The organism is Duganella sp. OV510 (genome assembly GCF_900100205.1).
In the GTDB taxonomy this organism is placed as follows: domain Bacteria; phylum Pseudomonadota; class Gammaproteobacteria; order Burkholderiales; family Burkholderiaceae_D; genus Rugamonas.
On record NZ_FNEQ01000005.1, the window covers coordinates 47,796 to 60,855 of the forward strand.

The following is a 13,060-nucleotide window of genomic DNA, read 5'->3' on the forward strand; positions in this document are numbered from 1 at the left end:
TTCAATGCGCATCGAGCGCTGCCGCCAGCACGGTTTCCTGGCTAAGATTATCGTTGACGAAATCGCCGCGCAGCTTGCCCTCGCCGATCACCAGCACGCGGTCCGAGGTGCCCAGCACCTCAGCCAGTTCCGACGACACCATGATGATCGACACGCCCTCTTTGGCCAGGTCGAACATCAGCTGATAGATTTCGAACTTGGCGCCGACATCGACACCGCGCGTCGGCTCGTCCAGGATCAGGATCTTCGGTTTGGTCAGCAGCATCTTGGACAGCACCGCCTTCTGCTGGTTACCGCCCGACAGGCCGGTAATTGGCAGGAAGGGACTGGAGGTCTTCAGCTTGACGCTGTTGATCTCCTTGCGGATGGTCGCCAGTTCGGCATCCTGGTCAACGCGGGTGGCGCGTGAAAAGTCCTTCAGCACCGCCAGCGTCATGTTGTGGCCGACGCCGAGGTCCGGCACGATGCCGTGGTGCTTGCGGTCTTCCGGCACCATGGCCAGGCCGTTGCGGATCGCCTTCAGCGGTGTGCTGGTATCGAGCTTTTGGCCATTCAGCCAGACCTCCGCCTCGCTCGGGCCGGGATAGGCGCCAAAGATAGCAGACACCAGCTCCGTGCGGCCGGCGCCGACCAGGCCGGCGATGCCAAGGATCTCGCCCCGGCGCAGTTTGAAGGAGATATTGTCGACGCGCTTGCGTTCAGGATTGTCGGCGTCATAGCAAGTCACATTACGGGCTTCGAAGATCACCTCGCCCGGCGTGTGTTCGCGCTGCGGGTACAGCTGCGTCATTTCGCGGCCCACCATCTGCGCGATGATGCGGTCGATATTCATCTCGCTCATCGGCGTGGTGGCGATATGCTGGCCATCGCGGATGGTGACGATGGTGTCGCAGATATCCGCCACTTCATCCAGCTTGTGCGAGATGTAGACGCAGGTAACACCCTTGGCTTTCAATGAGTGGATGATATTCAGCAGCACCTTGATCTCGGCCGCCGTCAGCGAAGACGACGGCTCGTCGAGAATCAGCAGGCGCGCATTCTTGTTCAGCGCCTTGGCGATTTCGATCAGCTGCTGGTGGCCGCCGCCATACTGCTTCACCGGCAGCACCACGTTGACATCATTGATGTTCAGCTCTTTCAGCAGCGCTTCCGCACGGCGGTTCATGGCCTCGTAGTTCATGCGGCCGCCTGGCAGCGTGATCTCGTTGCCGAGGAAGATATTCTCCGCCACCGACAATTCAGGCACCAGCATCAGTTCCTGGTGAATGATGACGATGCCGGCCGCCTCGGTCTCGCGGATCGATTGCGCGCGCAGCGGCTGGCCGTCCCACAGGATCTCGCCGTCCCAGGTGCCGTGCGGGTACACGGCCGACAGCACTTTCATCAGGGTGGATTTACCGGCGCCGTTCTCGCCGCAGAGGCCAGCGCATTCGCCGGCCTTCAGCTTGATGTCGATGCCGTTCAAAGCGCGTACACCGCCAAATTCCTTGACGATATTGCGCATCTCCAGAAGATATTCAGCCATGCTGACTCCTTATTTGGCGGTCAGCTGGGCCTTGGTGTAAAAACCGTCGGTGGCAAGCACGTCGACGTTCGCCTTGGTCAGCGCGATCGGCGCCAGCAGCAAGGTGTTCACGTTCTTCATGCCGTTGTTGTAGTTGGCGTTGTAGGCCGGCGCCTCGTTGCGCACCAGCTTGACCGACAGGCGCGCAGCTTCGGTGGCAATCACTTTCAGCGGCTTGTAGACGGTCATGGCCTGGGTGCCGGCGATGACACGCTTGACGGCTGCCAGATCGGCATCCTGGCCGGAGACCGGCACTTTGCCAGCCAGCTTTTGCGCGGCCAGCGCCTGGATCGCACCGCCGGCGGTGGCGTCGTTGGATGCAACCACGGCGTCGATCTTGTTGCCGTTGGCGGTCAGCGCGTTTTCCACGATGGCCAGCGCTTCGGAAGCGCTCCAGTCCTTGGTCCACTGCTTGCCGACGACCTTGATGTCTCCCTTGTCGATCAGCGGCTGCAGCACTTTCAGCTGGCCTTCGCGCAGGATCTTGGCGTTGTTGTCGGTCGGCGCGCCGCCCAGCAGGTAGTAATTACCTTTAGGCTTGATGCCCACCAGCGTGCTGGCTTGCAGTTCGCCGACCTTGGCATTGTCGAAAGAGATGTAGGCATCGATATCGGCGTTCAGGATCAGGCGGTCATACGACACCACCTTGATCTTGGCCTTCTTCGCTTCCCGCACGGCGTTGTTCAGCACCGTGGCGTTGTAAGGAACGATGACCAGCACGTCGACGCCGCGCGAGATCAGATTCTCGATCTGCGCAATCTGCCGCTGCTCGCTGGCGTCGGCCGATTGCACATAGACCTTGGCGCCCAGCTTCTCCGCTTCGGCGGTGAAGTAGTCACGGTCGCGCGCCCAGCGTTCCAGGCGCAGGTCATCGATCGAGAAACCGATCTTCGGGTTCTTGGCGTCGGCCAAGGCGCTCCCCGCACCCAGAGCCATCATCGCGCCGATAACAGCGCTCACTACAATCTTCTTCATCTATCGTCTCCGTTATTGTTTTGATTGAGGACTTAGTGGTTGTGACGTGCCAGCGTCTGCCCCACATTCCTGTATTCCAGCGCCAGTTCCATGCAGGCCCCGGTTTCCATCTGGCCCACGGTGGAGCGGTACAGCTCCTGCCATGGCGTCTGGCTGGCCGGCACCGGCGGAATGCCTTCCGCCTTGCGCTTGGCCAGTTCCTCGTCGCTGATCAGCATATTGCAGCTGCCTTCGTTCAGGTCCACGCGCACAGTGTCGCCTGTGCGGATGTAGGCCAGGCCGCCACCGACTGCGCTTTCCGGCGAGGCGTTCAGGATCGACGGGCTGTCCGAGGTGCCGGACTGGCGGCCATCGCCCAGCGTCGGCAGCCAGTTGACGCCGCGCTTGATCAGCGCATCAGGCGGTTGCATGTTGACGACTTCGGCCGAACCAGGCCAGCCGATCGGACCGGCGCCGCGAATCACCAGGATGGAGTCTTCGTCGATGTTCAGCGCAGGATCGTTGATGCGGTCGTGGTAGTCGCCCGAACCATCGAACACAATGGCGCGCGATTCGAACACATTTTCCTGCCCTGGCTTGCTCAGATAACGCTGGCGGAATTCCGGCGAGATCACGCTGGTCTTCATGATGGCGAAGTCGAACAGATTGCCTTTCAGGACGAAGAATCCGGCATCTTCCTTCAACGGCGCATTGAACGGGTAGATCACTTCACGGTCGTTGGTTTCGTGGCCGACCAGATTCTGCTTCATGGTGTTACCGGTAACAGTCAGGCGGTCGGAACGCAGACGGCCCTGTTGTTCCAGTTCCCACATCACCGCCGGCACGCCGCCCGCGCGGTGGAAGCGCTCGCCGAGGAATTTACCGGACGGCTGCATGTTCAGCAGCAGCGGCACCTTGTGGCCATATTCCATCCAGTCGCTCGACTTCAGCTCAACGCCGGCGTGACGCGCCATCGCGACGATGTGCTGCTGGGCGTTGGTGGAACCGCCAATGGCGGCGTTGACAACAATCGCATCCAGGAAGGCGTCGCGGTTCAGGATCTGCGATGGACGAATGTCCTGCTTGGCCATTTCGACGATGCGCTTGCCGGTTTCGTAGGCCATCTGGCCACGCTCACGGTACGGTGCCGGAATCGCCGAGCAGCCGGTCAGCGACATGCCCAGTGCTTCGGCAATCGCGTTCATGGTCGACGCGGTGCCCATGGTGTTGCAATGGCCGGCCGAAGGCGCCGATGCCGCAGCAATCTCCAGGAATTTTTCTTCATTGATTTTGCCGGCAGCCAGCTGCTTGCGGCCTTTCCAGATCGCCGCGCCGGAGCCGACCAGTTCACCATCCAGCCAGCCGTCCAGCATCGGACCGCCGGACAGCACGATGGCAGGAATGTCGATGGTGGCGGCCGCCATCAGCTGCGACGGCGTGGTCTTGTCGCAGCCGGTGGTCAGCACCACGGCGTCGATCGGGTAGCCATGCAGGATCTCGACCAGGCCCATATAGGCCAGGTTGCGGTCGATCGCCGCAGTCGGGCGGCGGCAGTTTTCAAAGATCGGGTGCAGCGGGAATTCCATCGCGATGCCGCCGGCGTCGCGGATGCCGTCGCGCACGCGCTTGGCCAGTTCCAGGTGGATGCGGTTGCACGGGCTGATATCGCTGCCCGATTGGGCGATGCCGATGATAGGACGGCCGGAACGCAGTTCCTCTGGCGTGATCCCGTAGTTCATGAAGCGCTCAAGATACAGCGCGGTCATATCGATGTGGTCCGGATTATCGAACCAGTCCTGTGAACGGTAGCGGCGTTGTTGGGTGCTCATAGAGTGCCTATTCTGGTAAATACAGGTGTTGCAGTTGTCCCGGCGAGGCGACGCGGAAGCTGAAAATGCCTCCGGCCAGCGGCTCCCGGCTCAATTCTTCAGCCGACAAGCCCTTGCGGGCGGTGGTCACGAACACGGTGCGCAAATCCTCGCCGCCAAACGTGACTTTGGTGATATTCGAACACGGCATGGCGATGCTGTCCAGCAGTTCGCCGCCTGGCGTATAACGTTCGATGCGGGCGCCGGCAAACAGCCCTACCCACAGGACGCCATCGGCGTCCACCGCCGTGCCGTCCGGATAGCCGCTGCCAGCGATCTTGACGAACACGCGCTTGTTGGACAGCTTGCCTTGTTCGTCCAGGTCAAACGCATAGATGGTTTTTTCCAGCGTGTCGGTGTGGTAGAAAGTGCGGCCGTCCGGGCTGACGCACGGGCCGTTGGTGATGACATAGCCGCCATCCTTGTGTTGCAGTCCTTCGGCGGCGCTCAGGCGGAACAGCGATCCGCTCGGCGCCACTTCGGCGTTGTCCATGGAGCCGAACCACAGCGCGCCGTGGCGGTCCACATAGCCGTCATTCAGGCGGTTGCCCGGAATGTCGGCTTCCAGTTCCTGAATGCTGGTCAGCGCGCCGGTCTCAAACGAGAAACGCTCGATGCGGCCCGGCAGGCCGCAGACGAAATCGCCGCCGTGTATCGGCAAAGCGAAGCCCACTTCATCCGGCACCGTCCAGCTTTGGCGGCGGCCGCCGTCTTCGGCGCAGCGGTGGATCGCGCGCTGCTTGATGTCGACAAAATACAGCGCCTTGTCTTCAGCATGCCATACCGGGCCTTCCGCCAGCGTGGCGGCGAGAGGCCAGATGCACTCAGGCTGGTAGAGGCTCATGCGCCATACCATCCGGCGTCGACGAAGTAATCGCGGCCGGAGCAGCGGCGTCCGTTGTCGGAGGACAGGAACAGCGCCATGGCGGCGATGTCTTCGATTTCCACTGGCTGCGGCAGCACTTGGGAATCCAGGATCGCCTGGCCCGCTTCCGGCGAATGCCACAGCGCCTTCTGGCGCTCGGTCAGCACCGAACCAGGAATCACCGTGTTGACGCGGATGCCGTCTTTGCCCAGATCGCGTGCCAGACCACGGGTCAGGCCTTCGATCGCCGCTTTGGCGGTCATGTACAGCGTCAGGTTAGGCAACGCCAGGTGCCACGAGATCGAACCGAAATTCAGGATCACGCCGCCGCCAGCTTTCTTCATGCCCGGCGCCACGGCCTGCGCGCAGAAGAACTGGTGGCGCAGATTGACGGCCAGGCTGTTGTCCCAGTATTTGCCGGTGACTTCATGCACTTCGTGACGATGATCGTTGGCGGCGTTGTTGATCAGGACTTCGATGGCGCCGTGATCCTGTTCAATCTGCGCCAGCACCTTGGCCAGCGCATCCAGGTCGGTCAGATCGCACTTGAAGAACACCGGCACATGCTTGGCGTCTTTCAGGCTCTCGACCAGCGCGCGCGAGGCGTCTTCAACGATATCGATGAAGAACACTTGCGCGCCCTGCTTGACGAAGGCATCTACGATGCCTGCGCCGATGCCGCTGCCGCCGCCGGTGATCAGAACCCGCTTACCTGCCAGGTCCGGGTAGGTAGCGAAGACCAAAGGTTTCCCCATTTATTCTCTCCAGAGATTTGTTTTTTAGTTGAGCAGGCCGCGTTGGGCCAGATTGCGATACAGGGCGCGCACGCCAAAGGTCCAGGGCGTGACAGCGTCGCTGCGGTAGACGTGATTCACCAGCATGCCCAGCGACGGGCTGCTGATGCTGACGCGGTCACCCAGCTTGTGGGTGAAGCCGGCGCCTGGTGCGCCACGGTCTTTGATCGGCGAGAACATGGTGCCGAGGAAGAGCATGAAGCCATCCGGATATTGGTGGTGGGCGCCACTGGTTTGCGCTACCAGGTCCAGCGGGTCGCGGCTGATTTCGCGCATGCGGCTCTCGCCGTCCAGGCGGAAGCTATCTTCGGCGCCCTCGATCACCAGGCGCAGTTCCGCATTGCGTACGGTGTCGATGCCGAAGCGCTCATCGAACAGGCGAATGAACGGGCCAATGCCGCACGAAGCGTTGTTGTCCTTGGCTTTACCCAGCAGCAGCGCGCTGCGGCCTTCGATGTCGCGCAGGTTGACGTCGTTGCCCAGCGTGGCGCCGACGGCTTGCGCACGGCTGTTCACGGCCAGCACGACTTCCGGCTCAGGGTTGTTCCATTTCGATTCAGGGTGCAGGCCGACGTCCGCGCCGAAACCGACCGCCGACATCGGCTGCGATTTCGAGAACACTTCGGCGTAAGGGCCAATGCCAACTTCCATGTACTGCGACCAGGCGCCACGGGCGATAAACTGTTCCTTCAGCTTCTCGGCTTCCGGCGAGCCAGGCTTGATGGCCGACAGGTCGGCGCCGATATCTTTCAGCAGCGTCGCACGCAACTCATCGGCCTTGGCCGGGTTGCCGCCCGCCTGCTCTTCAATCACGCGCTCCAGCAGGCTGACCGCGAAGGTCACGCCGCAGGCCTTGATGGCTTGCAGGTCGTTCGGCGCCAGCAGGCGTACCGGTACATCATCCGCGCCGCTCAATGCCGCTTCAATCAGCGTTTCCACGCGGCCCAGCGATTCGCCTTGCGCGGCTTTGGCGAAAGCCACGACGTCGTCGCGGTCCAGCAAGTCCGACACGGTTGCCACCTGGGCGGTGATATCAAACACTTCGCCATTACGCACCACGACCACGCTCGGACCGTTGATGTCGCCGCCGCGCCATACACGGCCGACCAGCAATGCGTCCGACAAATCAGCAGGCAGGTGCGCCGACGCCGGCGCGTGTTTCAGATTGTTCTTCACAAAGTCTCCTTTAATGGTTTTATCCGGCATTTTTGTTGCATGTACCATCCGGTTAACCTAAAATGAATAGCGCTAACATTTTATGAGTGTGAAGGATTTATGCAACCAAGTCAACACGCTTTGCCCCGTTATTTGGGCGCTGCCATAGCCTCCTGTTTCGCCGCCTGCCTGATGTATACGGCAGCCTTCGCAGCCGCACCGGCGCAGCACTGGGTGTCAAGTTGGGGTGCGGCGCAGCAAATTCCTGATAGCGCAAACGAACTGGCGGCTGAGAACTGGCGCGACGCCAGCCTGCGCCAGACCGTCCATCTCACTCTGGGCGGCAAGCAGTTCCGGGTCCGGGTCAGTAACTTGTATGGCACTGCACCATTAGCACTCGACGGTGCCAGCGTGGCGCTGGCAAAAGCACCCGGCCAGTCCGACATCCTGCCACCAACCCTGCATCCGCTGACCTTTAACGGACGCGGCTCGGTCACCATCCCTGCGGGCGCGGAATACTACAGCGACGCCGTCGCCATGGAAGTCAAACCGGCAGCCGATCTGACCGTGTCGCTTTACTTCAAAGTCGAACCGGCTCGCCAGACCAGCCATAACGGCGCCCGCACCACCACTTTCCTCGCCAAAGGCAACCGCGTGATGGACGCGGCATGGGCCGACGCGGGCAAGATCACGCGCTGGTATGCGATGAGCGACGTGGAAGTGCTGGCGCCGCGCAGCGTCGGCGCCCTGGTCACCATCGGCGATTCGATCACCGACGGCTACGGCATCCCGAATGACACCAACACCCGCTGGCCGGACGTGCTGGCAGCACGCCTGCGCAACAATGGCCTGTCGCTGGGCGTGGTCAATGCCGGCATCGGCGGCGGCCGCATGCTGAAGGACGGCATAGGTCCCAACCTCGCCGCGCGTTTCGATAACGATGTGATCTCGCGCGCCAGCGTCACCCACGCGCTGGTGCTGATCGGCGTGAATGACCTCGGCGTCCAGCACCGCAATGGCCCTGACACTCCCGCCGACCGCCAGCAGTTGTTGGCCGACCTGAAGCTTGCCTACAGCCAGGTCGCCGCACGCGCGCACGCACATGGCATCTGCATCATCGGCGGCACCATCACGCCGTACTCGGGCAGCGAGTACTACCATCCGGAGGCCGAAAATGAGGCCGACCGCCAAGAATTGAATAACTGGATACGCACTTCTGGCATGTTCGATGCCGTAGCTGATTTCGACAGCACGTTGCGCGACCCTGCGCAGCCTTCGCGCATCAAGAAAGTCTATGATTCGGGCGACGGCCTGCATCCATCGCTGGCGGGCTATCGCGCGCTGGCAGAAACCGTGCCCTTGAAGGCATTACAAAAAAATTGCGGAGACAAATAAATGATGATTGCAGCGCGCGCCGTCCTGACGGCGCTACTGGCCAGCAGCACGCTGGCCGGTCCTGTTGCGCACGCAGCGCAGCCAGCCACCTACACCAATCCGATACTGAGTGGCTTTCACGCCGATCCTAGCATCTGCCGCGTCGGCGGCGACTACTACCTGGCCACCAGCAGCTTTGAATATTTCCCCGGCGTGCCAATCTATCACAGCAAGGACCTGGTGCACTGGCGTCAGATTGGCCACGCTCTTTCGCGCGGCAGCCAGCTGAACCTGGCCAAAACGCGCAGCTCGCAAGGCATTTACGCACCGACGCTGCGCTGCCACGATGGCGTGTTCTACATGGTGACGACCAATATGGAAGGCGGCGGCGCCTTCTACGTGCACACCAAAGACCCTGCCGGCGAATGGTCGGAGCCGGTCTGGCTGAACGACCCGACCTTCGCCATGGACCCGTCGCTGTTCTTCGACGACGACGGCAAGGTGTACTACACCCGACACGGCGGCGGCCGGAATGGTGGCGTCTATCAGGCGGAAATCGACATCAAGGCCGGCAAACTGCTGGAGCCTCCTCGTCTGATCTGGTCCGGCACCGGCGGTGTGTGGCCGGAAGGTCCGCACTTGTACAAGCATGACGGTCAGTACTATCTGCTGATCTCCGAGGGCGGCACCTCGTATGAGCATAGCCTGACGATGGCGCGTTCATCGTCGCCATTCGGCCCGTTCACTGCCAACCCGGCCAATCCTATCCTGACGCACCGCGATCATCCTGAATTACCGTTGCAGGCGACCGGCCATGGCGACCTGGTACAGACGCCGGAAGGCAAATGGTGGATGCCGCTGCTGGGCATCCGTCCGGTCGACAAGCGCCACCACCTCGGCCGTGAAACACTGCTGACGCCTGTTGCGTGGAATGACAAGGGCTGGATTACCGTGAATAACAACAAGCCACTCCAGGTGGAGATGTCGGCAGAGGGCCTGCCGCCTTCATCGCCGTGGCCTGTGGAGCCGGTGCGCGACGATTTCACCGCACCGAAGCTCGGCCTGCAATGGGCGCAGCTTCGTGGCCCCGGCGACGGCTTGTGGTCATTGAGCGAGCGTCAAGGTTACCTGCGCCTCAAAGGCAGCAGCGTCACCATGAACGATATCGCGCAGCCGGCGTTTGTGGCGCGCCGCCAGGAGCATATGCGCATGCGTGCGGCCACGCAGATTGAGTTCCAGCCATCCGCTGCCGCGCAAGCCGCTGGCCTCGTGCTGCGCCAGAACGAGAAGAACTACTACCAGCTGCGCATTACCGGTACGACCGAGCGCCGCCTGGAACTGGTTTCGCGTACCGGCGGTACGACCACCCTCGCCGCCTCAGCGCCGCTGCCGGCAGGTCCGGTCACGCTGCAAGTGGAATCGTGGCCGGACCGCTACGCGTTCAGCTACAGCAGCGCCGGCGGCCCGCTCAAGCAGATCGGCGCCACCTTGCCAACCGCACCGCTGTCATCGGAATCGGCGGGGGGATTTACCGGTGTCTTCATCGGCATGTATGCCGAACGCGCAGCGGCCGATTTCGCATGGTTTGATTACACACCACTGGAAAAATAAAACATGAGACAACGTGTTGTTGCCGCAGGGGCCATGCTGCTGGCCCTGCTCTGTCACGCCCTGCCCGCGCAGGCGCTGGGCCAGAAGAAACTGGCCTGGTTCGATCAACCTCCGGCCGACGCGGTGGCGCTGGCCCGTAATGGCCAGGCCGCGAAACTCTATGTCGATCCGGCCGACCATGCCGGCGTGCTGCGCGCGGCCGGCGATCTGCAAGCCGACATCGCCCGCGTCAGCGCCGCCAAACCCTTACTGGCCAAGGGCGGCAAGCCGGCCGGCGAGGACGTGGTCATCATCGGCACCGTCGGCAAGAGCGCCCTGATCGACCAGCTGGTCGCCGAAGGCAAGCTGGATGTATCGGCCATCAAAGGCAAATGGGAAGGCTGGCAGGTACAGACGCTGCGCAAGCCGCTGCCTGGCGTCGAACGCGCGCTGGTGATTGCCGGCAGCGACAAGCGCGGCACCATCTTCGGCATCTATGAGATGTCCGAGCAAATCGGCGTCTCGCCGTGGAACTGGTGGGCGGACGTGCCGGCGGCGAAACACGCCAATGTGTATGCATCGGCCAGCGCTGCCGTCAGCGATGCGCCGGTGGTGCAATACCGCGGCATTTTTCTGAATGACGAAGCGCCGGCGCTGACCGACTGGGTCAAACAGCGCTACGGCGGCTTCAATCACCAGTTCTACGAAAAAGTCTATGAACTGATCCTGCGCATGCGCGGCAACTACCTGTGGCCCGCCATGTGGGGCAAAGCGTTCTACGATGACGACAAATTAAATGGCAAGGTCGCCGACGAATATGGCGTCGTCATCGGCACCTCGCACCACGAGCCGATGATGCGCGCACACGACGAGTGGCGCCGCTATGGCGATGGCAAGCCGTGGGACTACAACCGCAGCCAGGAGAAGCTGCGCGACTTCTGGACGCAGGGCCTACGCATGTCGCAAGGCCAGGAAAAGCTGATTACGCTGGGCATGCGCGGCGATGGCGACGAGCCGATGTCGGAAGGCGCCAACGTGGCGCTGCTGGAGCGCATCGTCAGCGACCAGCGCAGCATCATCGCCAAGGAAATCAATCCGGACATGAGCAAGGTGCCGCAGGTATGGGCGCTGTACAAGGAAGTGCAAGAGTATTACGAGAAAGGCATGCGCGTTCCGGACGACGTGATGCTGCTGTGGTGCGACGACAACTGGGGCAATATCCGCCGCCTGCCGACCGCCGAGGAACGCAAGCGCGCTGGTGGCGCCGGGGTCTATTACCACTTCGACTATGTCGGTGGCCCGCGCTCGTACAAATGGATCAATGTGACACCGCTGCCGAAGGTGTGGGAGCAGATGCATCTGGCATGGCAGTATCAGGCCAACCGCATGTGGATCGTCAACGTCGGCGACCTGAAGCCGATGGAAGTGCCGATCGAGTTCTTCCTGACTTACGCGTGGAATCCCGCCGCATGGCCAGCGGAGCGCCTGCCGGATTATCTGAAACTGTGGGCTACGCGTGAGTTCGGGCCGGAACAAGCCGACGATATTGCCGACATCGTCGCCAGGTACGCCAAGTACAACGGCCGCCACAAGCCGGAACAGCTGGAGCCAAACACCTACAGCCTGGTGAACTACAACGAAGCGCAGCACATCGTTGACGATTACAACGCACTTGCAGCACGCGCCGAGAAGATTTCGGCAGCACTGCCGGCCAACAAGCGGGACGCGTTCTATCAGCTGGTGCTGTATCCGGTCAAGGCCAGCGCCGTGGTGAATGAGTTGTATGTGACGGCCGGCCTGAATCAGCTGTATGGCGTGCAAGGCCGCGCTGCGACCAACGATCTGGCAACGCGTGCGCGCTCGTTGTTTGCGGAAGACGCCGAGCTGGCGCGCCGCTATCAGGAAGACATCAGCGGCGGAAAATGGCATCACATGATGTCGCAGACGCACCTGGGCTATACCTACTGGAACCAGCCGCAGCGCAATGTCATGCCGCCGGTGACGCAGATGCAGGTGCCAAAGACCGCCGACATGGGTGTGGCGGTGGAAGGCAGCGAACTGGCATGGCCGGGTCGCGAGACGGGCACGCTCAGCTTGCAGACGCTGGACGTGTTTGAGAACAAGGCGCGCTTCATTGACGTCTTCAATCGCGGCCAGCAGCCGTTTGACTACACGATCAGCGCCAGCGAGCCGTGGATTACCCTGGACAAGCCGTCCGGCAAAGTCGCCACCCAGCAGCGTGTGCTGGTCAATGCCCGCTGGGCGGATGTGCCGGATGGCGTGCACAGCGCCACCCTGACCATCAGCGGCGCAGGCGTCAAGACCACGGTGAAAGTCCCGCTACGCAAGCCGGCCGGTGCAGCCGCAATGAAAGGCTTCATTGAAACGGGCGGCGTGGTGTCGATGGAAGCGGAGCACTATACACGCGCGGTGGCGGCGGATCAGCGCACGTGGCTGAAGATTCCGGATCACGGCCGCACGCTGTCAGGCATGACAACGCTGCCGGTGGATGCGCCAGCCGACGAGAAGCCACGCTTGCGCCTGGAATATGAGATGCAGCTGTTCAGCGCCGGCAAGGTGACAGTACACACAACACTCGCGCCGACGCAGAAATTCCAGCCAGGCGCAGGCCTGCGCTATGCGATTTCGATTGATGACGAAGCACCGCAGATCATCAACATCCACGCGGATGCCAGCGAAAAGGCTTGGGAGAAGACCGTATCGGATGGCGCGACGGTACTGACCTCGCATCACCAGATCGACAAGCCAGGCAAGCACACGCTGAAGTTCTGGGTGGTTGATCCGGGGCTGGTGCTGCAAAAGCTGGTGGTCAACGCTGGTGGGCTGAAGCCAAGCTACCTCGGCCCACCAGAAAGCCCGCGCCAGTAGCGCGGCC

Annotated in this window: 9 protein-coding genes; 3 read left to right on the top strand and 6 right to left on the bottom strand. The window is 62.0% G+C overall.

The features are described from left to right. Position 1: 1 nt before the first annotated feature. The 6 genes from xylG to BLS51_RS14735 are packed head-to-tail and all read right to left on the bottom strand — an operon-like array spanning position 2 to position 7,251. Complete coding sequence (gene xylG / locus BLS51_RS14710; RefSeq protein WP_090184526.1) at positions 2-1,525, bottom strand: D-xylose ABC transporter ATP-binding protein; 1,524 nt, start codon at positions 1,523-1,525, stop codon at positions 2-4. Between the two features lie 9 nt (positions 1,526-1,534). Further along, entirely contained in the window at positions 1,535-2,539 is a 1,005-nt protein-coding gene (gene xylF, locus BLS51_RS14715; RefSeq protein WP_090184523.1) for a D-xylose ABC transporter substrate-binding protein, read from the bottom strand. Positions 2,540-2,571: 32 nt separating this feature from the next. Next, on the bottom strand, positions 2,572-4,347 hold the full coding sequence (locus BLS51_RS14720) for an IlvD/Edd family dehydratase (protein WP_090184520.1): 1,776 nt from the start codon (positions 4,345-4,347) through the stop codon (positions 2,572-2,574). 7 nt (positions 4,348-4,354) lie between these two features. Continuing rightward, positions 4,355-5,230, bottom strand: a complete 876-nt coding sequence (locus BLS51_RS14725; protein WP_090184517.1) for an SMP-30/gluconolactonase/LRE family protein — start codon at positions 5,228-5,230, stop codon at positions 4,355-4,357. Next, a complete protein-coding gene (locus tag BLS51_RS14730) occupies positions 5,227-6,006 on the bottom strand; it encodes a D-xylose 1-dehydrogenase (RefSeq protein ID WP_090184514.1) in 780 nt (259 codons plus the stop codon). Before BLS51_RS14730 ends, BLS51_RS14725 begins: the two co-directional genes overlap by 4 nt. A gap of 24 nt (positions 6,007-6,030) precedes the next feature. Further along, positions 6,031-7,251 carry a fumarylacetoacetate hydrolase family protein gene (locus BLS51_RS14735; protein WP_090184511.1) on the bottom strand — a complete coding sequence of 407 codons (1,221 nt, stop codon included), beginning with the start codon at positions 7,249-7,251 and terminating at the stop codon, positions 6,031-6,033. A 141-nt stretch (positions 7,252-7,392) separates the two neighbouring features. On the opposite strand from BLS51_RS14735, the gene BLS51_RS14740 reads away from it, so the two are divergent. From BLS51_RS14740 to BLS51_RS14750, 3 genes are read left to right on the top strand one after another with little or no spacing between them, the layout of a single operon-like run. Next, positions 7,393-8,595, top strand: a complete 1,203-nt coding sequence (locus BLS51_RS14740; protein WP_217636449.1) for an SGNH/GDSL hydrolase family protein — start codon at positions 7,393-7,395, stop codon at positions 8,593-8,595. Next, positions 8,596-10,185 carry a glycoside hydrolase family 43 protein gene (locus BLS51_RS14745; protein ID WP_217636448.1) on the top strand — a complete coding sequence of 530 codons (1,590 nt, stop codon included), beginning with the start codon at positions 8,596-8,598 and terminating at the stop codon, positions 10,183-10,185. A 3-nt stretch (positions 10,186-10,188) separates the two neighbouring features. Beyond that, entirely contained in the window at positions 10,189-13,053 is a 2,865-nt protein-coding gene (locus BLS51_RS14750; RefSeq protein ID WP_090184507.1) for a glycosyl hydrolase 115 family protein, read from the top strand. Positions 13,054-13,060: the final 7 nt, after the last annotated feature.

Bases quoted from the DNA above. Each gene is read 5' to 3' on its own strand.
- xylG (WP_090184526.1), bottom strand. From the start codon at position 1,525: ATGGCTGAATATCTTCTGGAGATGCGCAATATCGTCAAGGAATTTGGC.
- BLS51_RS14720 (WP_090184520.1), bottom strand. From the start codon at position 4,347: ATGAGCACCCAACAACGCCGCTACCGTTCACAGGACTGGTTCGATAAT.
- BLS51_RS14730 (WP_090184514.1), bottom strand. From the start codon at position 6,006: ATGGGGAAACCTTTGGTCTTCGCTACCTACCCGGACCTGGCAGGTAAG.
- BLS51_RS14750 (WP_090184507.1), top strand. From the start codon at position 10,189: ATGAGACAACGTGTTGTTGCCGCAGGGGCCATGCTGCTGGCCCTGCTC.
- BLS51_RS14725 (WP_090184517.1), bottom strand. From the start codon at position 5,230: ATGAGCCTCTACCAGCCTGAGTGCATCTGGCCTCTCGCCGCCACGCTG.
- xylF (WP_090184523.1), bottom strand. From the start codon at position 2,539: ATGAAGAAGATTGTAGTGAGCGCTGTTATCGGCGCGATGATGGCTCTG.
- BLS51_RS14735 (WP_090184511.1), bottom strand. From the start codon at position 7,251: ATGCCGGATAAAACCATTAAAGGAGACTTTGTGAAGAACAATCTGAAA.
- BLS51_RS14740 (WP_217636449.1), top strand. From the start codon at position 7,393: ATGTATACGGCAGCCTTCGCAGCCGCACCGGCGCAGCACTGGGTGTCA.
- BLS51_RS14745 (WP_217636448.1), top strand. From the start codon at position 8,596: ATGATGATTGCAGCGCGCGCCGTCCTGACGGCGCTACTGGCCAGCAGC.